This window comes from Veillonella magna DSM 19857 (assembly GCF_000428745.1).
Taxonomy (GTDB): domain Bacteria; phylum Bacillota; class Negativicutes; order Veillonellales; family Veillonellaceae; genus Veillonella_A; species Veillonella_A magna.
Genome location: NZ_AUAN01000005.1, coordinates 97,222 through 123,871, shown reverse-complemented (window position 1 = coordinate 123,871; position 26,650 = coordinate 97,222). Strand labels below are relative to the sequence as shown.

Sequence of the window (26,650 nt, the reverse complement as noted above, 5' to 3'; positions counted from 1 at the left end):
AGGTAGTCATGACCTACGAAGAGGCATTGACGTATTTGGAGGGGTGTTCTTCTTTCGGTATTAAACCGGGATTAGAACGCATAGAAGCACTTTTGGATGTATTAGGTCATCCGGAAAAAGCATATAAGACGATTCACGTAACAGGGACGAATGGTAAAGGTTCGGTGACATCCTTTGTTGATACGGTTCTTGTTACCAGTGGTATACGGACGGGGCGATATACATCGCCTCATCTGGTGAGCTATACAGAGCGGTTTTGTGTCAACAACCGTCATATCACGGAAGATGCTTTTGGTGCTGTTATCGGTAAAGTAGCACAAGCTGTGGAAACAGTGCTGGCACAAGGCGTGGAAAGCCCTACACAATTTGAAATTTTAACAGCTGCCGCCTTCCTTTTCTTCAAGGAACAGGAAGTAGAATATGCGGTGATTGAGGTAGGCTTGGGCGGGCTTTTGGACTCAACGAATGTTATCGTACCGGAAGTAGCGGTCATTACGAATGTAACCGTGGATCATCAACAATATTGTGGTACCACTGTAGAAGAAATTGCTACACATAAAGCTGGTATCATAAAGAAAGGCGTGCCTACAGTAACCGCTGCTCAAGGTGGTGCTTTGGATGTTATAGAAGCAAAAGCAAAGGAAATGAAATCACCACTATATGTGTTCAATCGGGATTTTACCATTGAAAGCCGCAGTGCAAGCAGGCAAGGGCAAATGATCACTTGGCAGGATAAAAAAGGAGAAAAATCTTTATTGTTCACTGGATTAGCCGGTATACACCAGTCTGTTAATTTAGCCTGTGCGACGATGGTGATTCGCATTCTAATGAAGACGGAGAAACGTATCAGTGACGAGACGATGCGTGAAGGGTTAGCGCGAACTAAGTGGCCCGGACGTTTTGAAATTAGCTCTGTTGAGGGACGAACGATTATATTTGATGGCGCGCATAATGCAAACGGTGCTGAGGCTTTTTCTATGACTTATCGAGAGCTTTTTAAGGAAACGCCAAAACGTATTGTAATGGCTATTCTGGCGGATAAAGATATGGGTGCGATTGTAGGTGGCCTTGTAGGTCCACATGATGAAGTATATACAGTACCGGCACCTACGCCGCGAAGCTCGGAGCCGGAAGAGTTAGCGCGAAAGATGCCATGTCATGCACGAGCATTTACATCGGTATCTGCCGGCCTGGAGGCTGCTATGGAGCAGAGCCATGAAGGTGATATTATTGTAGTTGCTGGATCGCTGTATATACTGGGGGAAGCCTCAGAATGGCTGGCACATCGGCAGAAGCATTAATTGGGTACGCTCTGATAATGCAACGTAAGGTTGATAGGAAGGACACTTATGAACGAATTCTTGTCAGGTACGTGGGAGGAACGCTTACCAAAACTAATTAGGTATCTTTTATATGGGGTCGTTTTTTGTATGCCCTTACAGCCGTTGCTAGGCGATATATTGGTAGTAGGTGCTTTATTACTGGCTTGCGTAGATGTTATACACTATCATCGCTCCATACGGCCGACGATGACCTTCCAGTGGTTGGTTATAGGGTTTCTGGTATGGAGTTTACTGGCTACGTATAATTCTATAAGGCCGTTATTTACCCTGTATAGTTGGCTATACAACGTAGGCATGTATGGTGGCATTTATTTTCTTACGTATCATTATATGCGCTCATCGTCGCAGTGGCGCACCTTTTTACGGCTTTTTGTCATATCGGCTGTTGTCGTGTGTCTATATGGGGCCTATCAATATACAATGATGAAGATGACTCTCATGGATCAGTGGGTAGATGCAGCACATTTTCCAGGGTTAAAACGACGTATGTTTTCCACCTTGCAAAACCCAAATTTATTAGGTGAATATCTCTTAATTGCTATATCTCTGGCAGGAACAGGACTTTTACAAGCATGGCATGATAGGCGTTGGACTCTAATTTTTTGGATGATTCCGGCTTTGGTGTTGATGTCGGTATGTATGCTTCTTACCTATTCGCGCGGTATATGGCTTAGTATGGCATTTGTCGTACTTTACTGGGGAATACGAATCAATCGAAGATTATTGCTTCTTCTTTTGGCGATACCATGGGTTCTTTTCTTTTATCACGGCGAAGTAGCGTCGCGACTGTGGTCCCTATTCAGTGGTGAGGATACATCGGTAGTATTGCGTTGGGCACTATGGGATAGTACTACCTACATGATTTATGATCATCCGTTGCTGGGAATCGGATGGGATGCGTTCTGGTTTGTATATCCTGACTATAATTATTTTATTCAAGATACGCATACGATTATTTATCACGCACACAATATGTTTTTAAATGTACTGGCGGAAATAGGTATTCCGGGAGCATTATTTTATTTTGGTGCTATTTATATACATGCGATTAAAGCTCGTGGGATGTCTCCGGAAGCTCTGCATCATATCGCAGCGTATGGCATTGGTGCTGTGTTGGTAGGAATTACCGTAAGTGGTGTATTTGATCACGATTTATTCAGTCATCAGGTATCTATTATTTTTTGGCAATTACTTGGATGGGTGGCTGCGGTAATAAAAGAACGTAACAATGATATTCAGTAGATAATAGCCCTGTGAAAATAAGAAGGACAAATAAGAAGTATAAATAAATTTTTTATAATTTCTTTATCGAACATGTTAAACATGATGTTAAAATAGTTTGTGTTATATATTATAAAATTTGATGGGTATCATGCGTTGTCTGCATGGTACCCATTTTTATTTTGATAGAAATGCGTATTCGGAATATGGGTTGACAATAGACGCAAATTCTCCTATCATAAGCCATGGTTTGAGATATATCTCTGAAGAGATATACATTAAGAAAGACATACTTTAGCTATTTCGAACATATTAGATATAGTGACAAGCTTGAAAATAATTAAAGCAAAAAAGAGGAGTTTTCAAACTTTTGTCGAATACTATTAAGTGTTGGAATGAGAAAGTAGAAGATTGTCGTTCAAACTTTTAAAGGAGATGGTAATAATGATTAACATCCTCGATCGTGTACAGGGCGGCGCTCTCCAAGCCAAAATTAAAACGGCGGAAGAAGCAGCTCAGTTGATCAATCCTGGAGACAAAGTTGGTATTAGCGGGTTTACTCCTTCGGGTTATCCAAAGGCAGTTCCGGTTGCGTTGGCAAAACGTATGGAATCTGATCCGTTCCAAATTGATCTTTGGACTGGTGCTTCTGTAGGCGATGAAGCGGATGGTGCTTTGGTTCGTGTAAACGGTATTCGTCGTCGTTTCCCGTACCAGACAAACTCCGACATGCGTAAAGCATTAAATGCTGAAAAGGTGCGCTATGTAGACATGCATTTGAGCCATATGGCACAGCAGGTACGCTACGGATTCTACGGAGATTGCGATGTAGCAATTGTGGAAGCGGCATGTATTCGTGAAGATGGCGGTATTGTTCCGACAACATCGGTAGGTAATACTCCCACATTTGTTAGTCAGGCAAAGAAGGTTATTGTAGAAGTCAATGTAAGTCAGCCTCTTTCTTTGGTAGGCATGCATGATATTTATGAACCTTTGGATCCGCCGCATCGTCAGCCAATTCCGATTTTCGCAGCTGGTAACCGCATCGGTACTCCGTATATTCCTTGCGATCCGGAAAAGATTGTAGCTATCGTTCCGTGTGATGTACCGGATACGACTCGCCCATTGGCACCGATTGATGATGATGCAAAAGCAATGAGCTTGCATCTTATTGAATTCTTTGAAAACGAAATTAAACATGGTCGTTTACCAAAGAATTTGTTGCCGTTACAATCCGGTGTAGGTTCTGTAGCAAATGCTGTTATCAGTGGATTAGCAAAAGGTCCGTTCACTAACTTGTCCATTTATACGGAAGTTATTCAGGATGGTATGTTTGACTTAATCGATGCTGGTAAAGTTGAAGTTTGCTCCGGCACAGCATTGTCTCCGTTTCCGGATGGTTTGAAACGCTTCTATGATAATGTGGATGAATACAGCAAGAAGATTATTCTTCGTCCACAGGAAATTTCCAATAACCCTGGATTGGCGCGTCGTTTGGGCGTAATCGCTATGAACACGGCCATCGAATTTGATATATTCGGTAATGTAAACTCCACTCATATTATGGGGAGCAAGATGATGAATGGTATTGGTGGTTCCGGCGACTTCGCACGTAATGCTTATATCTCCATCTTCTGTACAAACTCTGTAGCTAAGGGTGGCGCTATTAGTTCCATAGTTCCGTTCTGTTCGCATATTGACCATACGGAACATGATGTTTTGGTATTCTGTACCGAACAAGGCATTGCCGATGTAAGAGGTTTAGCTCCAATTGAACGCGCTCGCTTGATTATCAAGAATTGCGCTCATCCGGATTATAAACCTATGTTAGAAGACTACCTCGAAAGAGCTATTGTTGCAACAAAACACGCCCATACACCAATTTTGTTGGATGAAGCCCTTTCTTGGCATAAACGCTTCCAGGAAACTGGTAGCATGAAAAAGTAAGTTTACTTTTAGGAGGATGATGAAAACCATGGCTAATGAAAACTTGAAAGCCAAACTTGCTGAGTATGAAGCAGCTTGTGAAAAAGTATGTGCAAAATTCCCGGAACGTAAAAATCTGAAATATAACAGAGTTTACACTCCGCTCGATATTGATGGCTTTGATTATGAAAAAGATCTTAGCTTCCCTGGCGAATATCCATATACTCGTGGCGTACAGCCTACGATGTATCGCGGTCGCTTCTGGACGATGCGTATGTACGCAGGCTTTGCTACTGCTGAAGAATCTAACAAACGTTATCGTTACCTTATCGAATCCGGTGCTACCGGTCTTAGTTGCGCATTTGACCTTCCTACTCAGATTGGTTACGACTCCGACGATGCTATGGCAGAAGGCGAAGTTGGTAAGGTAGGCGTTGCTATCGACTCCTTAAAAGATATGGAAATTCTTTTCGACGGTATCGATCTTGGTAAAGTTTCTACTTCCATGACGATTAATGCTCCGGCATCTGTACTTCTTGCTATGTACATTGCTGTTGCTGAAAAGCAGGGTGTTCCGGCTTCCGCTTTGAAAGGGACTATCCAGAACGATATTTTGAAAGAATATGCGGCTCGCGGTACTTATATCTTCCCGCCGAAACCGTCTATGCGTTTGATTACTAATATCTTTGAATACTGCTCTCAGAATGTACCGAAATGGAACACTATCTCCATCTCTGGTTACCATATTCGTGAAGCTGGTTCCACGGCTGCTCAGGAAATCGCATTTACGATTGCCGACGGTATTGCTTATGTAGAAGCTGCATTAAAAGCAGGCCTTGACGTTGACGCATTTGCTGGTCGTCTTTCCTTCTTCTGGAATGCCCATAACAACGTTCTTGAAGAAGTTGCTAAATTCCGTGCATCCCGTCGTTTGTGGGCACATATCATGAAAGAACGTTTTGGCGCTAAGAAGGCTAAATCCATGATGCTCCGTGTACACACTCAGACAGCAGGTTCTATGCTTACTGCGCAGCAGGTTGATAACAACATCGTTCGTGTTGCATTACAGACTGCAGCAGCAGTAATGGGCGGTACTCAGTCCTTACATACTAACTCCCGTGATGAAGCCTTGGCTCTTCCGACTGAAGCTTCCGTACAGATTGCTCTTCGTACTCAGCAGATCGTAGCTTACGAATCCGGTTTGGCAGACGTAGTTGACCCGTTAGGTGGTTCCTACTATGTAGAAGCTATGACTAATGCTATCTATGACGAAGCTGCTGAATACATTCGTAAGATTGACGAAATGGGCGGCGCTGTAGTAGCTATCGAAAAAGGTTACATTCAGAAGGAAATTCAGGAATCTGCATATAAATGGCAGATGGAAGTTGAATCCGGTCTTCGCACAATCGTTGGCGTTAACAAATTCCAGGTTGAAGAAAAACCGGTTGAAGGTCTTCTTCGTGTAGACGCTTCCGTAGGTGTAAACCAGGCTAAGAAAACTCAGAAAGTTCGTGAAGAACGCGATAACGCTGCAGTAGAAAAAGCATTGGCTGCACTGAAAGCTGGCGCTGCTGATGAAAGTGTAAATCTTATGCCGTTGATTCTTGATGCAGTTCGCACGTATGCTACTTTGGGTGAAATCTGCAACGTATTACGCGATGTATTCGGCGAATACCAGGCTCATTCCACACTGTAATCAGAGGCATTTAGCTTAAATCGGAGGTAATATATCATGGCAGAAAAACGTATTAGAGTATTAGTAGCTAAACCGGGTCTTGACGGTCATGACCGCGGTGCTAAAGTTGTAGCTCGCGCACTTCGCGATGCTGGTTTTGAAGTTATTTATACCGGTCTTCGTCAGACTCCGGAACAGATTGTTGAAGCAGCTTTGTCCGAAGACGTTAATGTTGTAGCATTGAGCCTTCTTTCTGGTGCTCATAACACTTTGTTCCCTAAAATCGTTAACCTTTTGAAAGAAAAAGGTATGGGCGATGTATTGGTAGTAGGCGGCGGGGTTATTCCTGACGCTGATATTCCTGGTTTGAAAGAAGCAGGTGTAGCAGCTGTATTTACACCTGGCACTCCGACCAGCGATGTAATTGATTTCATCAAAGCTAACGTGAAATAATCAAGTACATCGATAAATTGTAACAGTGTATCGGGAGGGCTCGGATACAGTCATCCGGGCCCATCCATTAATAAGTAAGGCGGTGTAACCAATGGATTTAGTCAAAGAACTCTTAAACGGTTCCCGACTGGCCTTGGCTCGTGCCATCACTGCAGTCGAAAGCGAGTATGACAACGCTGTAGACATTATGAAGGCGATTTATCCTAAAACGGGTAATGCCCGTATCCTAGGTATTACCGGTGCTCCGGGTGCCGGCAAAAGTACCTTGACAGATAAAATTGTTAAACAATATTTAGCACAAGGTAAAAAAATCGGTATCGTAGCAGTTGACCCGACCAGTCCGTTTTCCGGTGGTGCTATCTTGGGGGACCGCATTCGAATGAATGATTTGACTCTTAATGAGAATGTATTTATTCGTTCGATGGGAACTCGTGGTAGCTTGGGTGGTCTTTCTAAGAAGACATCCGATGTTGTTAAGCTGATGGATGCATTCGGCATGGATCTTGTTATCATTGAAACAGTCGGCGTAGGTCAGTCAGAGGTTGATATTGTAAAAAATGCAGATAGTACTCTGGTTGTACTTGTTCCTGGATTGGGTGATGATATTCAAGCTATTAAAGCCGGTATCTTAGAAATCGGCGATGTGTTTGCTATTAATAAGGCAGATCGTGACGGTTGCGATAAGCTTAATGTCGAAATCGAAATGATGCTCGATTTAGATTCCCGTGAACTAGCATGGCGTCCGCCAATTAAACGTACCATCGCATCCAAAGATGTTGGTGTAGATGAGTTGGTAGAAGCATTAGACGAGCATTTTGAATTTTTAGAAGATAGCGGTGAACTCGCAACGCGTCGTCAAGAACGTACGCGAGACGAAATTATTGCTATGATTAACGAACAAATTGGCCGTTATATTGCGGATAATATTGTTGTCGGTGATGAATTCAATAGGCAAGTTGAAGCGGTAAATCAAAAAGAAAGCGATCCGTATACGGTAGTAAGTACCGTTATGCAACAAGTTTTGAAGGCATAGTCATAAGGATTGTAGGTTTACCGTTGAAGTAAAGGAGATTTTAACTATGGCATTCAAAGTATTACAAGTAGACCATATCGGTATTGGTGTTACTGACTTAGCAGAAACCAAGGAATTTTATAAAAATGCATTGGGTATGGAACATCTTCCGGAAGATGAAGTTGTAGAAGAACAAAAAGTAAAAGTAAGCTTTTTCCCTTGTGGCGATGCTGAATTAGAATTCTTGGAAACTACAACTCCGGATGGACCTATTGGCAAGTTCATCGAAAAAAATGGCGGCCGTAACGGCATTCAGCACGTAGCTCTCCGCGTAGATAATATTGAAGCTGCTATTGCTGACTTGATGGCTAAGGGAATTCGCATGATTGACGAAAAACCTCGTTATGGTGCAGGCGGCTCCTCCATTGCTTTCGTACATCCTAAAGCTACCGGCGGGGTTCTTCTTGAACTTTGTCAGCGCATGAAATAAAATCTTTTCATAAACATGACATTCATGGAGGTGTAGTAATGGCAACAGTTCAGGAAAAAATTGAATTATTGCACAAAAAACTTGCTGTCGTAAAATTGGGCGGCGGTGAAAAGCGCATTGAAAAACAGCATGCTAAAGGTAAAATGACTGCACGCGAACGTTTGCTGAAGTTATTTGATGAAAATAGCTTTGTTGAACTTGATCAGTTTGTAAAACATCGTTGCGTTAACTTCGGTCAGGAAAAGAAAGAACTTCCTGGCGAAGGCGTTGTAACCGGTTACGGTACAGTCGACGGTCGTTTGGTATATGCTTTTGCGCAGGATTTCACTGTAGAAGGTGGTTCTCTTGGCGAAATGCATGCTGCCAAAATTGTTAAAGTACAGCGCTTGGCAATGAAAATGGGTGCTCCTATTATCGGTATTAATGATTCCGGCGGGGCACGTATTCAAGAAGCAGTTGATGCACTTGCTGGCTATGGTAAAATTTTCTTTGAAAATACTTGTGCATCAGGTGTTATTCCGCAGATTTCTGTAATTATGGGACCATGTGCAGGTGGTGCTGTTTATTCTCCGGCATTAACTGACTTTATCTACATGGTTAAGAATACATCCCAGATGTTTATTACTGGTCCGGCAGTTATTAAATCCGTAACCGCCGAAGAAGTAACAGCTGAAGATTTGGGTGGTGCAATGGCACATAACAGTGTATCTGGTGTAGCTCACTTTGCTGCTGAAAATGAAGATGATTGCTTGGCTCAGATTCGTTATCTGTTAAGCTTCTTACCGAGCAATAACTTGGAAGATGCTCCGATTGTTGAAACTGGTGATGATCCGACTCGCGAAGATGAAGCTCTTAACAGCTTGCTTCCGGACAACAGCAACATGCCTTATGATATGTTTGATGTAATTCGTGCGTGCGTAGATAATGGTGAATACTATGAAGTTCAGCCGTTCTATGCACAGAACATCATTACTTGCTTCGCTCGTTTTGATGGACAGAGCGTAGGTATCATTGCTAACCAACCGCGTGTAATGGCTGGTTGCCTTGACATCAATGCTTCTGATAAATCTTCACGCTTTATCCGTTTCTGTGATGCATTTAACATCCCTATTGTTAACTTTGTTGACGTTCCTGGTTTCTTACCGGGTACTAATCAGGAATGGGGCGGCATCATTCGTCATGGTGCTAAAATGCTTTACGCATATTCCGAAGCAACTGTACCTAAGATTACTGTTATTACTCGTAAAGCTTACGGCGGTTCCTACCTTGCTATGTGTTCTCAAGACCTTGGTGCTGATCAGGTTTATGCATGGCCAACTTCTGAAATTGCAGTTATGGGACCGGCAGGTGCAGCTAATATTATCTTCAAGAAGGACGAAGATAAAGAAGAAAAAACAGCTAAGTATGTTGAAGAATTCGCAACTCCGTATAAAGCTGCTGAACGTGGCTTCGTAGACGTAGTTATTGAACCAAAACAGACTCGTCCGGCTGTTATTAACGCGTTAGCAATGCTTGCAAGCAAACGCGAAGCTCGTCCGCCTAAGAAACATGGCAATATTCCATTATAATATGGTATAATATGCAAGTTCAAAGCATATATTGCTTATGACGACTTATCATTATAAGAAAGGGTGGAGAGCATGGAAGGACATGTAGTTACTACGAATCCTTGGCTGGTAATGGCCATAAATATGACCGTTGTTTTCGGCGTCCTGATTTGCCTAGGTTTTCTAATGAAGTTGATATATATTATCGACCCGACCAAAAAAAAACCGGTAAAAGCTGAAACGGTTGTGCCTGCCCCGGCTACGGAATCGACCAAATCGGTTGAACAGCCTGTTGCAACGTCTAACGACGAAGAAATCGTAGCAGTTATCACTGCCGCTATCTGTGCAATGGGATATTCGTCTGACCGAATTGCATCTATTAGACCAGCAATTAGTAATAGTTGGAAGCTCGACGGACGACTTACCGGAAGGACGTAATACGTACGAGATTAGGAGGTATTCCAATGACTAAAACTGCAACTTCGAATAACTCGAAGAATGCAGGTGCTGCTTCCTTGAATCAGGAGGTAGTAGCTGTTATTGTTGGCGCTATTGCGGCTATGGGCTATTCTGAAAATCAGATTGCTAGCATTCGTCCCGTAATCAGTCGCGGATGGAGATTTGAAGGTCGCTTAAGAGGCCGATTCTAATACTGGGTAGAGCACAAACAAACACGATAAACACAAGGTTTATTTAGGAGGATTCAAAAATGAAAAAATTCAATGTTACAGTAAATGGCACCGTATATGAAGTTGAAGTTAACGAAGTAGGCGGCGCTGCTCCGGCAGCAGCTCCTAAAGCAGCACCGGCTCCGGCAGCAGCTCCGGCTCCTAAGGCAGCTCCAGCACCGGCTCCGGCTGCAGCAGCAGCTCCGGTACCGGCAGGTGCAGCAACTGTTAAATGCCCAATGCCGGGTAAAATTCTTTCTGTTGCAGTAAGCGCTGGCGCAGCTGTTAAGAAAGGTGATCTTCTTTTAGTTCTTGAAGCTATGAAAATGCAGAACGAAATTTACGCTCCGCAGGATGGTACTGTTTCTGAAGTTCGCGTAGCAGCTAATCAGACTGTTGCAACCGGCGACGTATTGGTTGTTCTCGGCTAATTGACTAACACAACATTATATTAGTTTATTAGAATCGAGGAGGAACGTTCATGGATGCTTTTATGGTCGCATTGAACTCTGTTTGGACAGACAGTGGTTTAATCGTCTTCACATGGGGCCATGCAGTAATGATCGCCGTTGGGTGCTTGTTAATGTACATGGCATTTGCAAAAAACTTTGAACCTTTACTCTTGGGTCCGATTGCCTTCGGTTGTATTCTTGCTAACCTGCCGCGCAATGGTTTTGAAGAGGGGGTTATGGCGCTTATTGGCGCAGGGATTAAATATGAAATTTTCCCACCGTTAATTTTCTTGGGTGTAGGGGCCATGACCGACTTTGGTCCGTTGCTCGCTAACCCGAAGACGTTGTTATTAGGTGCTGCAGCACAGATTGGTGTGTTTGTTGCATTAGCTGGCGCTATGTTACTTGGCTTTACGGAACAGCAAGCAGCAGCGATTGGCATTATTGGTGGTGCTGATGGTCCGACATCTATTTATCTGGCTTCAAAGCTGGCACCGGAATTACTGGGTGCGATTGCTGTTGCCGCATATTCGTATATGTCGTTGGTACCGTTGATTCAGCCACCTATCATGAAACTTTTCACGACGCAAAAAGATAGAGAAATTGTAATGGAACAGCTTCGCGAAGTATCTCGCTTTGAAAAGATTGTATTTCCAATTGCTTCAACTATCTTCATTTCGCTCTTGTTACCTCCAATTACCTCTTTGTTGGGTATGTTGATGTTAGGTAACTTGTTCCGTGAATCTGGTGTAACTGCTCGTTTGGCGGATACATCTGAAAATGCACTTATCAATATTGTAACCATTTTCTTGGCAACCGGTACTGGTTTAACGATGAGTGCTGACAGTTTCCTGAACTTCGATACATTGCTTATTATCGCTTTGGGCTTGGTAGCTTTTATTGGCGGTACTGCCGGCGGTGTATTGTTTGGTAAATTGATGTGTATGCTTGATGGTGGTAAAACAAATCCACTTATCGGTTCAGCAGGTGTATCTGCCGTGCCGATGGCAGCCCGTGTATCACAGGTTGTTGGTGCGAAAGCAAATCCATCAAACTTCTTATTAATGCATGCAATGGGTCCGAACGTAGCTGGTGTAATTGGTACAGCAGTTGCTGCAGGTACTATGCTTGCAATGATGTCTCGCTGATCAATGTTGGAAGGAGGGTTCGGCGCCCACTGAACCCTTTCCTTTCCACATAGCATATATTTTTTAAATGAGTATATCTATGTAGTTTGATTGGGCAATGAGCATGATATCGGGCAGATTAGGCCGTGTAGATCTATTGTTTTCACAGCTTGAGGTGAGTGTTTCATGAGTGATCTGGAAAGAGTATTTATTTGTCTTGGTATTGCGTTCATTGTATTCTTGGCCACTGCGCTTCTGATTGGACCGGAACGGAAGGCTCGCTGGTTTAGAAAGCGCAAAAAGGAATCCTTCTTTACCAAACGGGGCCCTATGGGTGAAGTACTTCGCTTTGGGCGTCCTGTGACATGGGAAGGCTACCTGACTACTTTAATTATGTTTGGTGTTATAGGACTGTGTAGTTGGTTAGTGGGGGCTATATAAAAGCCTATCGATATTATTATATTTGATTCTTACACAGCACACATAGGGCCGAGCATAGACAGGATTCATTATGTTATGGCATAGGAGATGATTTTATGGATCCCGCAGTACAGACCCTAATAGTATTAGGCGTAATGGCAATTTTCTTCGTGACGGAATTAGTTCCGTTGGCAATCACCTCTTTGAGCGGTGCGATTGCGTTAGGTCTTTTGGGTGTAATCTCCCCAAAAGCTGTATTTAGTGGCTTGTCAGACAGTACGGTTGTATTGTTTGCAGGCATGTTCGTTGTTGGTGGCGCATTGTTTTATACCGGTTTGGCTCAAAAAATTGGTATAGCTGTTGTAAAGCGTGCCGGTACGAATGAAAACTCGTTGATGTTTGCTGTAATGTTGGTAACGGCAGTTATGTCATCTGTCTTATCCAACACTGGTACAGCAGCAGCCTTATTACCGGTAGTCGTTGGTATTTGCTCTGTTGCGAAAATCCCAGCATCCCGTCAGTTAATGCCAATGGCATTTGCTGCAGGTATCGGTGGTATTATCACAATGGTTGGTACGCCTCCAAATATTATCGCAAACGGTGCATTGAAGGCCGCCGGGTTACAGCAGTTTGGTTTCTTCGAATTTGCTTGGATTGGCGTTCCTTTGACTGTAGCTACTATCGCATTTATGATGTTAATCGGTAAACGTTTTTTACCGAAGCATATTATCAGCGGTGATGTAGAAGTAGAACAGGAAGTTGATGAAGTATCCAATGATCCGAGAAAACAGTTGTATGCAGGTCTTATCTTAGCAGGTGTTGTTGTTGTAATGGCTGCTAATATTATGCCTCTTCATATTGCGGCTGTAATCGGGGCAATCCTTTGTGTATTGACTGGTTGCTTAAAAGAAAAACAGGCGTACACTTCTATTGACTGGGTAACGATTTTCTTGTTTGCTGGCATGATGCCGGTAGCAACAGCTATGGATAAATCTGGTGCTGGTAAAATGATTGCTGATCTTGTTGTTGGATTAATGGGTAGTGATCCTAGTCCGTATATGGCTACAGCAATTTTGTTCTTATTGTCTTGTATCTTAACTCAGTTTATGTCCAATACGGCATCAAGTGCATTGTTAGCACCGATTGCAATTGCTATTGCAAAAGGTATGGGTGCCAGCCCATATGCAGTTATGATGGCAGTTGCGGTTGCCGCATCTTGTGCATTTGCTACACCGGTAGGTACCCCTCCGAATACATTGGTATTGGGCCCTGGCGAATACAGCTTTATGGATTATGTAAAAGCAGGTATTCCACTTATCATAGTATGCTTCATTGTAAGTATCATTGTTATTCCGATGGTATGGCCGTTCTTCTAATAAGGACTGGTCGGTAGAATACTTGTTGTGGGCGAAAAAGAGAGTCTCCGAGAGGGGACTTTCTTTTTATATGTTTCTATGCATTGGGGAGTTGTATTAGTAATACCGATGATTAATAAAGAGTGAGTTATTGTGTATTAAAAGATTGCCGTTATATTTACCTGGTAAATGATAATGATATGCAATAAAACACACTAAATTTAAATGCTTTAAATGAGAATTATAATGAAGCGGCTCATTATATTGTAAGGGTTAAAAATATTTATGATAAAAATTATCAAATAATAGAAATCCAGTTATTTACTATGACGAAAGCTACTAACTGGATGCGTAAAATTAATAGAAAATCTTTATCCAAAAGTTTGACAAGCAATGAATTTCATGTAATAATGAGAACATAAAGTTAAGGTAAGTTCCTTACGACAGATGATAATTAAGCTGTTATCTATAACTATTTTTGGAGGTGTCCAACAATGAGAATTATTGGCGATGAATGTATTAAATGTGGTTCCTGTGCTTCCGTGTGCCCGGTAGGCGCTATTAGCGAAGGCGAAACTAAATACGAAATTAACGAAACTTGCATCGACTGCGGTTCTTGCGAATCCGTTTGCCCGGTTGGTACAATTCATCCGGCAGAATAATTAAGGATGCCAAAGCCCTCCATGTGGAGGGCTTTTTTGTTGCTTATATTTAAGGTACAATATAAGCATGTGATGTGTAGAGAAGCTGGCATTTTGGTAGGATGGGAGCTTTTCATTTGCGGTGTATATGCTTAGAAAGGATTGAATACATGCCAGGTATTGTGTATGTTATAGAAGCCATTGTTATATTAGTTGATGGGATTACCAAGCAACTGGTTCAAAGTCATATGAGTTTAGGTGAATCCATTCCTATTATACCTAATATTTTTCATCTTACATATATTATAAACAGGGGGGCAGCATTTGGTTTGTTCTTAAACCAGCAGGTCATGTTTGTTGGTGTAGCAGTTGTATTGGTGATTGCTGTTGTTTATTGGCGCAAACAGATTCGAGAAGGAAGCAAATCATTGCAAGCTGGTGTCGGTTTACTAGTGGGTGGTGCTATTGGTAATGCATGGGATCGAATTTCTAATGTAGGGGTTGTTGATTTTTTTGACTTTAGAGTTTGGCCTATTTTTAATGTAGCGGATATAGCGATATGTATTGGGGTAGCCTGTATTATGTATGCGTTATGGAATGATAGAAGTGAATAGATATATTAAAAGTGAATAGGTAAATTAAATGCGAATAGGTAAATTAAATGCGAATAGATATATTAAATGTGGATAGGCATACAACATAAAAACTTACAACAGTAGTATATAGATGTACAGCGTGATGGAGGAAATAATGGAAGAGCAGAAATTTGTTATAACAGCAGACCAAGAAAATCAGAGGTTGGACGTGTTTTTGACAGAACAGTTAGAAGGATCGCGCAGTTATATACAGCAATTAATTAAGGACGGCCATGTAGAAGTGCATCCTAAAAAAGCAAAACCAAACTTACGCTTAACAGAAGGCATGGAAATAATGGTTACTATTCCGGAACCAGAATCAACCGAAGTATTGCCCGAAGCGATACCATTAGATATTCTTTATGAGGACCATGATATTATTATCATAAATAAAGCACGTGGCATGGTAGTTCATCCGGCAGTAGGAAATTATTCGGGAACATTGGTGAATGCGCTACTCTATCATTGTGACGATTTATCGGGCATTAATGGTGAGATACGACCGGGAATCGTTCATCGACTGGATAAAGATACTTCCGGCGTGATGATGGCAGCAAAGACGAATCAGGCGCATTTAGGGTTAGCGGAGCAAGTGAAGGCTCATACTGCAAAACGCACGTATTATGCATTGGTGCAGGGAAATATTGTGGAAGAGAAGGGTGTTATCAAGGCTCCCATAGGACGTCATCCAAAGGACCGTATGAAAATGGCAGTTGTTTTTGAGAACAGTAAAGAGGCGGTTACTCATTTCACTGTATTGGAGCGTTATGGTAAACATACACTAGTTGAATGCGTGTTGGAAACAGGACGTACTCATCAAATTCGTGTACACTTTGCACATATTGGTCATCCTGTAGTCAATGATCCTTTTTACGGATACAGAAAGATGGATTTCCCTATAGAGGGGCAGGCATTGCACTCTAGGACGCTGGATATCATACATCCCATTAGTGGTGAGCCTATGCATTTTGAAGCTCCACTTCCGAAGGACTTCTTGGATTGCATCGCGTATGCGAAGGAACATAATCATTAAGGTTGCTATCGTTTTATCTCAGCCATAGTAGGATAAAACGATTAGATTAATAGGAGGAACGGCCATGGAAGAGAAGCGTATTTTAATGGATGAAGCAGCGATGATGCGCGCCATTCGACGAATTAGCCATGAGATATTAGAAAAAAATAAAGGATTGCATGATGCATTGCTTATTGGTATTGAAAGTCGCGGTGTTTATTTAGCACAACGATTACAACGAGAAATTAGAGCTATCGAAGGGGTCGATGTTGCTGTGGAGCCGATGAATGTAGCAATGTACCGTGATGATAGGGATACAAGGCCCAAGAATGGAATGCCCTTCGAATTGGATACTACCGATAAATTAGTTATCTTGGTGGATGATGTTTTATATACGGGACGCACTATTCGATCGGCACTTAATGCATTAATGGAAGCAGGACGGCCGAGGGCGATACAGTTGGCAGTTTTAGTTGATCGTGGGCATCGTGAGTTACCGATTCGCGCAGATTTTGTGGGCAAAAATGTACCTACTTCGCATACGGAAATTGTTAAGGTGTTTATGCAAGAACAGGATGGGCTTGATAGTGTTATCATCCAATAAGAGAAGCGCTATAATAAGACGAGTAGTATAATAAAAAGAGTAGTATAATAAAAAGAGTAGTGTAATAAAAAAGTAGCGTAATGTAATACAAAAACGCGGCGCAGTATATTGAAACTGTGCCGCGTTTTTATGTAATCGTTATTAGATTATAGATGTTAGATTACTAGGCTAGATAATGTGGTGTAAAGCGATAGTCGGTATCGCCTAATCGCATAGCTTCGGCTGTGAAACAAGCATGTTGTATATCGGTAGCAAGCATATCTGCCAATACATAATCCTTAACTAACCCCGTACTGTGGCGAACAAAAGGTGCCCACTTTTGAATGAGGGGAAGAGTACTGTCATTACCGCGTAACCAATCACGGGCAGCCCCGGTAAATCCTAAGAGACGAGCGTAAAGAGGTCCGTGTTGATGAGCTTTTTTTTGTAATGCTGCAGAGCGACGTAACACAGTGTAGGCAGCCATGCGATCTAGGCGAGAAAAGGAATATCGCTTTGACTTAAGTTGATGGCGCGCCAGGAACCAAGAGGGCAGTGAAGCCCCCTTTTTCCATGCATTTTCTAAACCTTCCCCAAAGTCTGTTAGCTGGGACAATTCTGCTGTTGATAAGATACGACTTTGCCAATGAACCATATCATAGTAACGTTGCATGTTTACATAACGACCGAGCGATAAGGCGTTTTCTACTGAGGGTAATACGTCCTCCGGAAAATAGCAGGCGAGTGAGGCTGTACTGGGGTTTGCTTGTAAATAGTTGCGAAGTGCTGAAGCTGAGGGAAGTGATTCGGTAAGAGAGGTGCTATTATAGTCACTTTGCCGTTCGATGACAATGGGAAGTAGTGAAAGTCCATAGGTGTCGATGGCACGTAAATATTCTATCCCTAAGGTGGCATTGGGATGGTTCAGTGCCTCATCGGCATGAGGCACAATTTCAAGCAAAGCTTGTCTTAGTGCGGCCCCGTAAAAATGTCCCGACTTGAGGAGCTCGCGAATTCTTTCGTTTACGCTGGCATTGTTGGCTGCTTCCGCAATAGAGGTAAGCATGTCAAGATTGGTCACCTCTGAACCAAAGCAAAAGGCATCAACTCCCAGCGCAGCTAATAGTCGCATAGCACCGGCGGAAAAAATTTCTGCACTTCCCAATGCAAAGAGTGATGGCAACTCGATGACCATGTCGGCTCCGGCTAATAAGGCCCAGTACGCACGATCGTACTTACTAAAGAAGGCCGGCATACCGCGTTGTACAAAGGAACCGCTCATGACTACAATGCGTAATGCTTGGGGCCACCGTTCGGCCAAGTACGAAAGTTGGTAGGCATGGCCCATGTGCAATGGATTGTATTCGGCGACAATGCCTATGGTGTTCATGATAAAACCTCCCTTAGAAGATAACTTTCAACTTGTATTATAATAGATAGCATAATTGTGGTAAAATGTAAATTGACCAGCATGCTGAAAACTGATAGCAACTATATCGAAAAAGAGTAATGCAAGGTGTCGAAGAGAGTGATATAATGATTGAGTACATGTAAGTAAAGTAGGGGTAATGTATGAGACGAATTCTAATGGGATTATTAGGGCTGATGCTCATGTTTGTTGTCAGTGGGTGTGGTACTACCACTGCGCTGGATACCTACAGCTTTGGTAATAAAGTAGTCAATGTAGGTGTTTCGGAGATTATTGTACCAACTCCCTTTGACTTAGGAAAGTTAGCAAATCCTACCATAACTGATGATGGTTATCCTATTACTGTGTATCAGAATGGAGATGCCAATTTCATAACGACGATAAAAGCGATGACGGCGGCACCGGGTAAACCGTTGCCAACACCATTGGCACGAGCTGAGTATAGTCGCGATCATGAGTATAAACATTATTTTGGCGACTCCTTGCAATGGGAAAATACAGCAATTACATTAGATGGTGTTCCCGCTGTAGAATCTACCGGATTATATACGGTAAAAAATAAACAGATACGTTTCTTGCAGTATACCTTTATCAGCAACGGGGTACTGTGGAATATAGCCTATCAATATGCAGCCGATAGCACAGTCGGAGCTGAGGCATTAAAACTCGTTGAGGGCAAGATTCAAATTATCAAGAAAGAGGGTTAAGTAATGAACGTTCTAGTAGTAAACTGTGGTAGTTCTTCTTTGAAGTACCAGCTTATTGACATGGACAACGAACATGTAATGGCTAAAGGCCAGTTCGAAAAAATCGGTGCGGAGGATGCAATTTTTACGCATAAACGTCCGGATGCAGAAAAATTGGAACGCGTAGAACCGATTTTGGACCACAAAAAGGCATTAACCATTTTATTAGACATCTTGGTAGATCCTGAATTTGGGGTAATTTCTTCCATGGATGAAATTGATGCGGTAGGTCATCGTGTAGTACACGGGGCTGAAAAATTTGCTGACTCCGTATTGATTACACCGGCTGTTATGGATGCATTGGAAGAATGTGCTAAGATTGCACCGCTTCATAATCCGCCAAACATTCAAGGTATTGAAGCTTGCCAGAGCATTATGCCTAAGGTTCCGCAGGTAGCTGTATTCGATACTGCTTTCCATCAGACTATGCCGGCGGAAGCATTCTTGTATGGTCTTCCGTACGAAGCTTACACTGAACTCGGTGTTCGTCGTTATGGCTTCCATGGTACTAGCCATAAATATGTGTCCCAGCGTGTAGCTGAACTTATGGGCAAGCATATGAGCGATCTTCGCATTATTTCTTGCCACTTGGGTAACGGTTCCAGTGTTACTGCTATTAAAGGCGGTCGCTCCATCGACACATCTATGGGCTTTACTCCGTTGTCCGGTTTGATCATGGGTACTCGTTGCGGTGATATCGACCCGGCAATTGTACCGTTCTTGATGGACAAATGGGATATGACTTATCATGAAATTGATGCCATCATGAATAAAAAATCCGGTGTGCTCGGAATTTCCGGCGTATCCAATGACTTCCGCGTAATCGAAGAAGCTGCACAGGAAGGCAATAAACGTGCGCAGCTCGCGTTGGATATGTTCCATTACAAAGTACGTGCGACTATCGGTGCCTATGCAGCTGTTATGGGCGGCGTTGATGCTATCGTATTTACGGCCGGTATCGGTGAAAACGGTATTGGCAACCGCGATGCAATCTGCAATGGTTTGGAATACTTGGGCACGCGTCTTGACCGTGATCGCAATAACATTCGCGGTGAAGAAGCTGAAATCAGTGCAGAAGGCTCCAAGGTTAAGATTTTCGTAGTTCCGACAAACGAAGAAATCATGATTGCTCGCGATACGAAACGTATTACGGCTAGCCTTGTGATGAAAAACTGGTAATTAACTTTATACTAGAGAATAGAGAATCATCTATTTCGTAGGGACCGCTTCGGTATATTTGTGAAAACAAATTCTTTTGCCGAGGCGGTCTTTTTAGTAGTAAATCCGGTTGATTTTAGTTATAATAAAAGACGTAATAATTTTTTACGGATGGAGAGATTGTTATGACGGTAGTCTATCGAGAAAAGTCTAAGCGTTCGCGTAGCGGATTGCGATTGGTATTGTTGCTGTTAGCTTTTGTAGCGCTTATTTTAGGATACGCTACCTATGTGTCAATGGAAGCCGGGAAGTTAGCCATTGATTTATATTTTGTCGGAGTTTTCTTAGGCATTGTTGTTTGGACACAAGCTTTTGGTCGTTATGAATATGTATTGACGGAAGATAGTCTGATTATTATTGAGCAAGGGCTGTTTGGTAAAAAGTCTATGACGATTCCGTATGCCATGATTGATGGTGTATATGCTTTTAAACAACAATTAATGGGGGGACTTAAGTTTAGATATAAATTCCGCAAGCTATCCTCTATGGACCCAAGACCTGTATGGGCGTTGGCGTATGCCGTGGAAGCCGGAAATAAAATCAAGCACGGTCGTATTTTGTTAAAGGCAGACGAGTCCTTCTTTGAGAAGCTTAACGAATTTGTACCGAACCGTGTGTGCGTTCCTCAGGAAGATGTAGTGTTTTATGCCTATGTTCGCGAGGATGCGCATAAGCATGGAGAGAATGTAGAGACATACTACGCACAAATTATGGCGCAGTCTAATGAACAAAATGATGATGTTACCAAAGGGATGAGTATTGAAACGGAAATTTCCGACACAGCCGGTGAGCAAGTCAAGACAACATCGGCACGATAAAACTGTATAGAAGTATATTGCACGCAGCGTTCATGGGAATGCTGCGTGTTTATCAGTTATGGCTACGGTTGCGACAAGGATAAAAGATAGTCGGTCGATGAATTGGCATGTTACGAAGTCATAGGAAGTATAGACATGTAATGTAAATAGATAATAGATAGAGGAAGGAAGAATGAATATGAAAATAGGCAAGGTATGGTTAGCATCATCTTCACCGCGGCGTCGGGAATTATTAGAGCAAGTAGGGATTCCTTTTGAAGTAGTAACAAGTACGTATGAAGAAACCAATCAATGCTATGGAAGTCCAGTTGAATTGGTCGAAAGACAGGCAGAAGGAAAGGCCATGGCAGCTTCTGTTGATGGAATCCTGCAACCTGTTATCGGCGCCGATACCATTGTTGCTTACGGTAATCGTGTACTGGGAAAACCGGAAGACGAAGAAAACGCGAGACGTATGCTGCACTTGTTGTCTGGCAAGGTGCACAGTGTAATAACCGGCGTTTGTATACGCTATGGCCAATGCATTCATACATTTCATTGTGAAACTAAGGTGCACTTCTACACATTGAGTGATGATGATATTGATGCTTACATTACAACCGGTGAGCCTATGGACAAAGCCGGTGCATATGGCATTCAAGGAAAAGGGGCGCTCTTTGTGGAACGGATAGAGGGTTCGTATACGAATGTTGTGGGCTTGCCTGTTGAAATGGTGGCAAGGAAGTTAAGAAATATAAGTGAAGATAAAGGGATGAATGAGTAATGTTACGCATACAGGAGTTACGACCTTTTCAACGGCCGCGAGAAAAATTTTTTGCACATGGAGCAGCCGTGATGACAACGGAAGAGTTGATAGCAATACTGCTACGCACCGGTCATCGTGGAAAGTCGGCGATTGATATAGCCCATGATATAGTAGCTTCGTTACCGGAAGGGGAAACGGGATTACAAACCATTTCCGTGGAGGAGTTGTGCCAAATAAAAGGAATTGGTCGAGATAAAGCCGTTACTCTTTGTGCGGCTATTGAGCTGGGCAGACGGTTAACAGCCCTGCATGCAAAACAAGAATATAGCGATTTCAGCTCTCCGGAAGCAGTGGCCGATTACGTAATGGAGCAATTGCGCCACGAACCTAGTGAGCATGTATGCGTTGCCTATTTGACCTGTAAAAATAAACTTATTGCGGTTGAAACCATTTCTACCGGCGGTTTGACAGCAAGCTATGCAGAGCAGCGTAGTGTATTTCGCGGCGCGGTGCGAGCTAATGCAGCTTCTATCATTTTGATTCATAATCATCCATCCGGAGAGGCAACGGCTAGTCCTCAGGATGTGCGTATTACAAAAGAGTTTGAAAAGGCGGGACAGATTATGGGGATACCCGTGTTGGATCATATTATAATTGGTGATGGAGAGTATGTAAGCTTGGCAAAAGAAGGACTGTTATAGCCTAATTTTTTCTTATCATAATGAGTGTTTTGTGCTATCATTTAAAGATAGACTAACACAAGGAGATTTACGATGATTCGCTTATTTTCATCTCTTGAAAGAGATTTAGGGATAGATATGGGAAGCGTTAATACCCACGTATACGTACAGGGACGCGGGGTCGTGCTTTCCGAACCATCGGTGGTAGCCACCGATACTAAACAAGAATTTATTGTGGCTGTCGGAGCCGATGCAGAACGATTATTACTTCGCACGCCGGATATGCTGGAGGAGCTGCGTCCTCTTAAAGATGGATTTATTGTAGATTATCGTGTTATGCTTACTATGTTGCGCCATTTTATGCACAAAGCTTCTCGTTTGGTAAGTCGGGCACGTGTTATTATGGCTGTGCCATGTGGCATTACCGATGTAGAAAAACGAGCCATGACCGATGCTATTATCCAGGCCGGAGCGAGAGAGGCCTATTTAATCGAAACACCGGTGGCTTCTGCATTAGGATGCAAGTTACCGGTATTCGAAGCGCAGGGTAATATGGTTGTCGATATCGGTGGCGGTACAACAGACATCGGTGTATTGTCATTGGGTGGTAAAGTGGTAGCCTCTTCGGCACGTATCGGTGGTAATGATTTAAATGAGGCGATTCTACAATATATTAAGGAATGCTTTGCCGTTATGGTTGCCGAAGAAACCATAGAAGCAATCAAGCTTGAATTAGGAACAGCAAAGATGCCGGAAGAGGAAGCGGAATTGACTTTTACCGGTCGCGATATGTCCAATGGTTTAACGAAACGTATCATGGTGCGTAAAACAGAAGTGTACCAAGTACTGCAAGACCCCTTGAAGAGAATGGCCGATGAAGTGAAGCGAGTGATGGAAGTTACTCCGCCGGAATTGTTGGCTGATATCATGGAGCATGGTGTTTTGTTAACCGGAGCCGTTGCCGATATGGATGGACTGGCAGACTACTTCAGTCACGAATTGGGTGTGCCGGTATGGGTGCCACAGCAGCCGGGCTTTACAGTCGCTGTCGGCTTAGGTAAGGCATCGCAGGAGTTTGAACGTATGGATCGATTTATTATTGCGTCAAAAAATAGGAAGGGGCGTGCCTGATGTTTTCTTCAGATCGTAAACTGACGGTATTCGTCGTGATATGCTGTATAATATTGGCACTCTTAGGATATGGTTGGAAACATCGTACGATTATTCCCTATGTGACGGTGCCGCTTGAAAAAGTAACAACACCTTTTGCCTACGGGGCGTCCCGTGTATTGGACGGTGTACATACCGGAATTACTGTTATTGATAATGCGATTGCGGCAACTAAAAAAATAGAAGCCTTGGAAGCGGATAATGCACAGCTACAACAACGAGCTACCGACTATGACGAACGTGTGGCAGAAAATATTCGTTTGCGGCAATTGCTAAATTTCAGAACTACGCATCCGCAGTTTGATATGGTGCCGGCTATGGTTATGACGCGAGATATCGGAACGTGGACGAATACGTTTACTATTGATCGCGGCGAAGCAGAAGGCATTGCCGTTAATATGGCTGTGGTAGTACCCGGTGGGGTTGTTGGATTTGTAAGTGATGTATATGAGCATTCGGCGCGGGTACAGACTATGTTGGACCCGAGAACTGCAATCGGGGTTATCGTGCAGCGTCCGGAATCAAGAGTCGCTTCCGTTATTAAAGGGAATGGTAACCATCCGGATGAACCGCGGCTTGTTGATGTAGCGCGTGACGGTGATGTACTTGATGGGGATGCTCTGATTACATCCGGTTATGGTGGTATTTATCCGAAGGGACTCTTGGTTGGCCATGTAGTGCGCATTGAAAATGATGCGGAAGGTTTTGTAAAAAATGCTATAGTACAGCCGTCTGCTAATTTCCGTAATATAGAAGAGGTATTTGTTATTTTACGATCTCGCGAAGGGGATCCGGTAAAACCGGCATTGGAACCCAAATTGGTACCACAGACACAACGTGACCAAGTACAGGGTGTTAAAGGAGCGATGTCGCAATGAGAACAGCTGCCTTGATTTGCGTTGGGATTATCACATGTTTCCTGCAGAGCGAGTTATTACCGCTGCTCTTTAAGCAAGCGTGGATGCCCAATCTCATATTGACTTGGATTATTGTGGTGGCCCTTTTGAAAGGGCGTCGTGCAGGTATAACCGTAGCTGTTATCGGTGGTTTGGTTCACGATATTTTAATCAGCAATTTATTTGGATTACACTTGTTTCCCTATCTTGTGGTAGCATATGTTCTTAGCATGTGGTCTCACTCTGTATACGAAGAACAATGGTACGTCACTTTTTTCTGGGTTTTAGGAGGTACATTGCTGGATGCGGCAGTTCGTATAGGCATGCTGCTGATGGCACGGGAATCCGTTGATGTGCTGATATATGCTTGGCACTTTGTTTGGCCGGTTGTTTGGCTTAATGGCCTTATCGGCATAGGGCTGCATGAATTGATTTGGAATTTTGAAAAAGATGATGAGTATATTTGGTAGAAACGGAGGGCAGCAAAGTGCTGGAGGCACTCTATAAAAAAAGAAAAAAGGGCCGCTTTGATGCCCTCATGTATATTGTGATTGCCATTTTTGTGATATTGGTAACGCGTTTATTTTATTTGCAAATCGTCGAAGGGGAATACTACCACTCAAAGGCGGAAGGAAATCGGTTGCGCATGCTATCGGTGACGGCAGCACGAGGGATTATGTATGATCGAAACGGTCAAATATTGGTGGGCTCGCGGCCTGCATATACCGTATCCATTATGCCTACCGATAAAGAAATTGATGACAGTGAGCTGCAGCGATTGGCCGGTATTTTGGGCATGAAACCGGAAGCGATTAAAGAAAAAGTAAAAGCTCATGAAGGCGGATATGAGCCGATTCGCTTGGCTAACGATATTACCATGGATACAGTCACAAAAATTGCAGAACGCAGTCATGAATTGCCGGGGGTATCTATTGATGTAGAACCGCTTCGCTATTATCCTTATGATACAATGGCCTCCCAGCTTTTTGGGTATGTCGGAGAAGTAGGCGAAGAAGAGTTAGCTGATATTCGTGAAAAAGATCCTAATACAAGAGTCGGGCCGGGTACCATTTTAGGACGAGCCGGCTTAGAGCGGATGTATGATAATGTATTGCGCGGGATTGACGGTGGTAAGCAAGTAGAAGTAGATGCAGCGGGCCGTCCCGTAGCCGAAGTCGGACGGCAAAATACGGTACCGGGACGCGATATTCATTTGACCATCGACTTACCGTTGCAGAAGGCTGCCGAAAAAGCCGTAGCCGATCAGCTGGCTTCCTTGCGTTCACAAGGCATACCGGCCAAAGGAGCTGCCGTAGTGGCTATGGATCCCAATACGGGGGCTATTTTGGCTATGGTGAGTGCACCGGAATTTAATCCTAACTGGTTTGCACGCGGTATTACCTCGGCACAATGGAAACAATTAAACACGGATATGAATCACCCCTTTGATAATAAGGTGGTCTCCGGTGAATACCCGCCTGGCTCGCCGTTTAAGATTATTACCGGAGCTGCGGCCTTAGAATTAAAAAAGGTAACGCCGGATGAAATGATTTTTGACAGCGGGCGCCATTGGCTTATTGATAAACGAAATGCAGAAGGCGAAGCATTGGGCTGGCTTGATTTCAATACTGCTTTGGCTAAGTCGGATAATGTATATTTCTACGAAATGGGCAATCGTGTAGGTATTGAAAATCTTGATAAGTTTGCACGCTTATTTGGTTTGGGAGAAAAGACGGGCATCAAGTTATTCGGTGAAGCTGCTGGTAATATAGCCAGTCCGGAATACAAACGCAAGGTGTTTGATCAAGATTGGTATTTAGGGGAAACCTTTGATGCTGCAATAGGTCAGTCGTTTACGTTGGTAACACCGATTCAAATGGCTATGGTTATGTCTGAAGTAGCTAACGGCGGCATTCGATATCAACCGTACGTTGTCAGTCGTATCGATAACAGTGACGGCACGCCGGAAGAAATATTCGGACCTAAAAAGATAGGGGTCTTGCAGGTATCAAAAAGCGTTATGGATCTTATTCGTAACGCCTTACGTGACGTAACGGCTGAAGGTGGTACTGCAGGGTCTCTCTTTAAAGATTTGCCGATTGCTGTAGCCGGTAAAACGGGGACCGCAGAAAACGCTACAGGGCGCGATCATGGCTGGTTTGTTGCCTATGCGCCTTACGATAAACCGCGTATTGTTGTGGTGGCATTGGTTGAACAGGGCAGCTTTGGTGCCGGTTCGGCAGGACCTATTGTTAGAGCTGTCTTAGAAGAATATTTCCATGTAGGACAGAAATCGCAGACAAAGGCAGATGATGGTAATACTAAAGCTACAGAGGTGATTAAAGCCTCGGAGCCGGCCATTACAGGTCCACAAATGCGATAGAAAGG

The 26,650-nt window shown here is 43.2% G+C and carries 28 protein-coding genes; 27 read left to right on the top strand and 1 reads right to left on the bottom strand.

Annotation, left to right across the window (positions count from 1 at the left end; all coding sequences use genetic code 11):
- The first annotated feature begins 8 nt into the window (after positions 1–8).
- From G344_RS0102340 to pyrR, 18 genes are all read left to right on the top strand, one after another.
- Positions 9–1,301, top strand: a complete 1,293-nt coding sequence (locus G344_RS0102340) for a bifunctional folylpolyglutamate synthase/dihydrofolate synthase (protein WP_028254793.1) — start codon at positions 9–11, stop codon at positions 1,299–1,301.
- Positions 1,302–1,430: 129 nt separating this feature from the next.
- Complete coding sequence (locus G344_RS0102335; protein WP_244869478.1) at positions 1,431–2,585, top strand: O-antigen ligase family protein; 1,155 nt, start codon at positions 1,431–1,433, stop codon at positions 2,583–2,585.
- A 423-nt stretch (positions 2,586–3,008) separates the two neighbouring features.
- Complete coding sequence (locus tag G344_RS0102330; RefSeq protein WP_028254791.1) at positions 3,009–4,511, top strand: acetyl-CoA hydrolase/transferase family protein; 1,503 nt, start codon at positions 3,009–3,011, stop codon at positions 4,509–4,511.
- 28 nt (positions 4,512–4,539) lie between these two features.
- Positions 4,540–6,186 (top strand): acyl-CoA mutase large subunit family protein, encoded by a 1,647-nt coding sequence (locus tag G344_RS0102325; protein WP_028254790.1) that lies wholly within the window; start codon positions 4,540–4,542, stop codon positions 6,184–6,186.
- A gap of 36 nt (positions 6,187–6,222) precedes the next feature.
- On the top strand, positions 6,223–6,618 hold the full coding sequence (locus tag G344_RS0102320; RefSeq protein ID WP_028254789.1) for a cobalamin B12-binding domain-containing protein: 396 nt from the start codon (positions 6,223–6,225) through the stop codon (positions 6,616–6,618).
- A 91-nt stretch (positions 6,619–6,709) separates the two neighbouring features.
- Entirely contained in the window at positions 6,710–7,651 is a 942-nt protein-coding gene (meaB, locus tag G344_RS0102315) for a methylmalonyl Co-A mutase-associated GTPase MeaB (RefSeq protein ID WP_028254788.1), read from the top strand.
- 46 nt (positions 7,652–7,697) lie between these two features.
- Positions 7,698–8,120 carry a methylmalonyl-CoA epimerase gene (mce, locus tag G344_RS0102310; protein WP_028254787.1) on the top strand — a complete coding sequence of 141 codons (423 nt, stop codon included), beginning with the start codon at positions 7,698–7,700 and terminating at the stop codon, positions 8,118–8,120.
- 38 nt (positions 8,121–8,158) lie between these two features.
- The gene (gene mmdA, locus G344_RS0102305) at positions 8,159–9,688 is read left to right on the top strand and encodes a methylmalonyl-CoA decarboxylase subunit alpha (RefSeq protein WP_028254786.1); all 1,530 of its coding nucleotides are present in this window, start codon (positions 8,159–8,161) and stop codon (positions 9,686–9,688) included.
- Between the two features lie 72 nt (positions 9,689–9,760).
- Positions 9,761–10,105: a methylmalonyl-CoA decarboxylase subunit delta gene (mmdD, locus tag G344_RS0102300; RefSeq protein ID WP_028254785.1), complete on the top strand. Its 345-nt coding sequence runs from the start codon at positions 9,761–9,763 to the stop codon at positions 10,103–10,105.
- A 26-nt stretch (positions 10,106–10,131) separates the two neighbouring features.
- Complete coding sequence (gene mmdE / locus G344_RS10475; protein WP_038154757.1) at positions 10,132–10,317, top strand: methylmalonyl-CoA decarboxylase subunit epsilon; 186 nt, start codon at positions 10,132–10,134, stop codon at positions 10,315–10,317.
- A 59-nt stretch (positions 10,318–10,376) separates the two neighbouring features.
- Positions 10,377–10,766, top strand: coding sequence for a methylmalonyl-CoA decarboxylase subunit gamma (gene mmdC, locus G344_RS0102290; RefSeq protein WP_028254784.1), 390 nt, complete (start codon positions 10,377–10,379; stop codon positions 10,764–10,766).
- A gap of 50 nt (positions 10,767–10,816) precedes the next feature.
- Positions 10,817–11,935, top strand: coding sequence for a sodium ion-translocating decarboxylase subunit beta (locus tag G344_RS0102285; protein ID WP_028254783.1), 1,119 nt, complete (start codon positions 10,817–10,819; stop codon positions 11,933–11,935).
- A 165-nt stretch (positions 11,936–12,100) separates the two neighbouring features.
- Positions 12,101–12,355 carry a hypothetical protein gene (locus G344_RS0102280; protein WP_028254782.1) on the top strand — a complete coding sequence of 85 codons (255 nt, stop codon included), beginning with the start codon at positions 12,101–12,103 and terminating at the stop codon, positions 12,353–12,355.
- Positions 12,356–12,450: 95 nt separating this feature from the next.
- On the top strand, positions 12,451–13,710 hold the full coding sequence (locus tag G344_RS0102275) for an SLC13 family permease (protein WP_028254781.1): 1,260 nt from the start codon (positions 12,451–12,453) through the stop codon (positions 13,708–13,710).
- A 473-nt stretch (positions 13,711–14,183) separates the two neighbouring features.
- On the top strand, positions 14,184–14,351 hold the full coding sequence (locus tag G344_RS0102270) for a DUF362 domain-containing protein (RefSeq protein ID WP_028254780.1): 168 nt from the start codon (positions 14,184–14,186) through the stop codon (positions 14,349–14,351).
- A 158-nt stretch (positions 14,352–14,509) separates the two neighbouring features.
- Entirely contained in the window at positions 14,510–14,944 is a 435-nt protein-coding gene (gene lspA / locus G344_RS0102260) for a signal peptidase II (RefSeq protein ID WP_028254779.1), read from the top strand.
- A 136-nt stretch (positions 14,945–15,080) separates the two neighbouring features.
- Positions 15,081–15,998, top strand: coding sequence for an RluA family pseudouridine synthase (locus G344_RS0102255; RefSeq protein WP_028254778.1), 918 nt, complete (start codon positions 15,081–15,083; stop codon positions 15,996–15,998).
- A 64-nt stretch (positions 15,999–16,062) separates the two neighbouring features.
- Complete coding sequence (gene pyrR / locus G344_RS0102250; protein WP_028254777.1) at positions 16,063–16,581, top strand: bifunctional pyr operon transcriptional regulator/uracil phosphoribosyltransferase PyrR; 519 nt, start codon at positions 16,063–16,065, stop codon at positions 16,579–16,581.
- Between the two features lie 163 nt (positions 16,582–16,744).
- Here pyrR and G344_RS0102245 read toward each other — a convergent pair whose 3' ends face one another.
- Positions 16,745–17,950 (bottom strand): nucleotidyltransferase family protein, encoded by a 1,206-nt coding sequence (locus G344_RS0102245; protein ID WP_028254776.1) that lies wholly within the window; start codon positions 17,948–17,950, stop codon positions 16,745–16,747.
- Between the two features lie 182 nt (positions 17,951–18,132).
- On the opposite strand from G344_RS0102245, the gene G344_RS0102240 reads away from it, so the two are divergent.
- The 9 genes from G344_RS0102240 to mrdA all read left to right on the top strand — a co-directional run bounded on the left by G344_RS0102240 (position 18,133) and on the right by mrdA (position 26,645).
- A complete protein-coding gene (locus G344_RS0102240) occupies positions 18,133–18,696 on the top strand; it encodes a hypothetical protein (RefSeq protein ID WP_156886130.1) in 564 nt (187 codons plus the stop codon).
- A gap of 3 nt (positions 18,697–18,699) precedes the next feature.
- Positions 18,700–19,914, top strand: a complete 1,215-nt coding sequence (locus tag G344_RS0102235; protein WP_028254774.1) for an acetate/propionate family kinase — start codon at positions 18,700–18,702, stop codon at positions 19,912–19,914.
- Positions 19,915–20,078: 164 nt separating this feature from the next.
- Positions 20,079–20,771 (top strand): hypothetical protein, encoded by a 693-nt coding sequence (locus G344_RS10470; protein ID WP_051245660.1) that lies wholly within the window; start codon positions 20,079–20,081, stop codon positions 20,769–20,771.
- Positions 20,772–20,955: 184 nt separating this feature from the next.
- Positions 20,956–21,534 (top strand): Maf family protein, encoded by a 579-nt coding sequence (locus tag G344_RS0102225; protein ID WP_028254773.1) that lies wholly within the window; start codon positions 20,956–20,958, stop codon positions 21,532–21,534.
- On the top strand, positions 21,534–22,217 hold the full coding sequence (gene radC / locus G344_RS0102220) for a RadC family protein (RefSeq protein ID WP_038154752.1): 684 nt from the start codon (positions 21,534–21,536) through the stop codon (positions 22,215–22,217). Before G344_RS0102225 ends, radC begins: the two co-directional genes overlap by 1 nt.
- 72 nt (positions 22,218–22,289) lie before the next feature.
- A complete protein-coding gene (gene mreB / locus G344_RS0102215; protein ID WP_028254771.1) occupies positions 22,290–23,327 on the top strand; it encodes a rod shape-determining protein in 1,038 nt (345 codons plus the stop codon).
- Complete coding sequence (gene mreC, locus G344_RS0102210; RefSeq protein ID WP_028254770.1) at positions 23,327–24,244, top strand: rod shape-determining protein MreC; 918 nt, start codon at positions 23,327–23,329, stop codon at positions 24,242–24,244. Before mreB ends, mreC begins: the two co-directional genes overlap by 1 nt.
- Entirely contained in the window at positions 24,241–24,732 is a 492-nt protein-coding gene (gene mreD / locus G344_RS0102205) for a rod shape-determining protein MreD (RefSeq protein ID WP_028254769.1), read from the top strand. The genes mreC and mreD overlap by 4 nt, the downstream gene beginning before the upstream one ends.
- A gap of 17 nt (positions 24,733–24,749) precedes the next feature.
- On the top strand, positions 24,750–26,645 hold the full coding sequence (mrdA, locus tag G344_RS0102200; RefSeq protein WP_028254768.1) for a penicillin-binding protein 2: 1,896 nt from the start codon (positions 24,750–24,752) through the stop codon (positions 26,643–26,645).
- The last annotated feature ends 5 nt before the right edge of the window (positions 26,646–26,650 follow it).

What these genes read in the sequence shown, in the direction of transcription:
- G344_RS0102245 (WP_028254776.1), bottom strand. Translation starts at nt 17,950, where the DNA reads ATGAACACCATAGGCATTGTCGCCGAATACAATCCATTGCACATGGGC.
- G344_RS0102330 (WP_028254791.1), top strand. Translation starts at nt 3,009, where the DNA reads ATGATTAACATCCTCGATCGTGTACAGGGCGGCGCTCTCCAAGCCAAA.
- G344_RS0102270 (WP_028254780.1), top strand. Translation starts at nt 14,184, where the DNA reads ATGAGAATTATTGGCGATGAATGTATTAAATGTGGTTCCTGTGCTTCC.
- G344_RS0102275 (WP_028254781.1), top strand. Translation starts at nt 12,451, where the DNA reads ATGGATCCCGCAGTACAGACCCTAATAGTATTAGGCGTAATGGCAATT.
- mreC (WP_028254770.1), top strand. Translation starts at nt 23,327, where the DNA reads ATGTTTTCTTCAGATCGTAAACTGACGGTATTCGTCGTGATATGCTGT.
- G344_RS0102335 (WP_244869478.1), top strand. Translation starts at nt 1,431, where the DNA reads ATGCCCTTACAGCCGTTGCTAGGCGATATATTGGTAGTAGGTGCTTTA.
- mmdD (WP_028254785.1), top strand. Translation starts at nt 9,761, where the DNA reads ATGGAAGGACATGTAGTTACTACGAATCCTTGGCTGGTAATGGCCATA.
- G344_RS10470 (WP_051245660.1), top strand. Translation starts at nt 20,079, where the DNA reads ATGACGGTAGTCTATCGAGAAAAGTCTAAGCGTTCGCGTAGCGGATTG.
- mmdE (WP_038154757.1), top strand. Translation starts at nt 10,132, where the DNA reads ATGACTAAAACTGCAACTTCGAATAACTCGAAGAATGCAGGTGCTGCT.
- mmdA (WP_028254786.1), top strand. Translation starts at nt 8,159, where the DNA reads ATGGCAACAGTTCAGGAAAAAATTGAATTATTGCACAAAAAACTTGCT.
- pyrR (WP_028254777.1), top strand. Translation starts at nt 16,063, where the DNA reads ATGGAAGAGAAGCGTATTTTAATGGATGAAGCAGCGATGATGCGCGCC.
- mmdC (WP_028254784.1), top strand. Translation starts at nt 10,377, where the DNA reads ATGAAAAAATTCAATGTTACAGTAAATGGCACCGTATATGAAGTTGAA.
- G344_RS0102235 (WP_028254774.1), top strand. Translation starts at nt 18,700, where the DNA reads ATGAACGTTCTAGTAGTAAACTGTGGTAGTTCTTCTTTGAAGTACCAG.
- meaB (WP_028254788.1), top strand. Translation starts at nt 6,710, where the DNA reads ATGGATTTAGTCAAAGAACTCTTAAACGGTTCCCGACTGGCCTTGGCT.
- G344_RS0102285 (WP_028254783.1), top strand. Translation starts at nt 10,817, where the DNA reads ATGGATGCTTTTATGGTCGCATTGAACTCTGTTTGGACAGACAGTGGT.
- G344_RS0102325 (WP_028254790.1), top strand. Translation starts at nt 4,540, where the DNA reads ATGGCTAATGAAAACTTGAAAGCCAAACTTGCTGAGTATGAAGCAGCT.
- G344_RS0102340 (WP_028254793.1), top strand. Translation starts at nt 9, where the DNA reads ATGACCTACGAAGAGGCATTGACGTATTTGGAGGGGTGTTCTTCTTTC.
- mce (WP_028254787.1), top strand. Translation starts at nt 7,698, where the DNA reads ATGGCATTCAAAGTATTACAAGTAGACCATATCGGTATTGGTGTTACT.
- G344_RS0102320 (WP_028254789.1), top strand. Translation starts at nt 6,223, where the DNA reads ATGGCAGAAAAACGTATTAGAGTATTAGTAGCTAAACCGGGTCTTGAC.
- G344_RS0102280 (WP_028254782.1), top strand. Translation starts at nt 12,101, where the DNA reads ATGAGTGATCTGGAAAGAGTATTTATTTGTCTTGGTATTGCGTTCATT.
- radC (WP_038154752.1), top strand. Translation starts at nt 21,534, where the DNA reads ATGTTACGCATACAGGAGTTACGACCTTTTCAACGGCCGCGAGAAAAA.
- G344_RS0102240 (WP_156886130.1), top strand. Translation starts at nt 18,133, where the DNA reads ATGAGACGAATTCTAATGGGATTATTAGGGCTGATGCTCATGTTTGTT.
- mreB (WP_028254771.1), top strand. Translation starts at nt 22,290, where the DNA reads ATGATTCGCTTATTTTCATCTCTTGAAAGAGATTTAGGGATAGATATG.
- mreD (WP_028254769.1), top strand. Translation starts at nt 24,241, where the DNA reads ATGAGAACAGCTGCCTTGATTTGCGTTGGGATTATCACATGTTTCCTG.
- G344_RS0102255 (WP_028254778.1), top strand. Translation starts at nt 15,081, where the DNA reads ATGGAAGAGCAGAAATTTGTTATAACAGCAGACCAAGAAAATCAGAGG.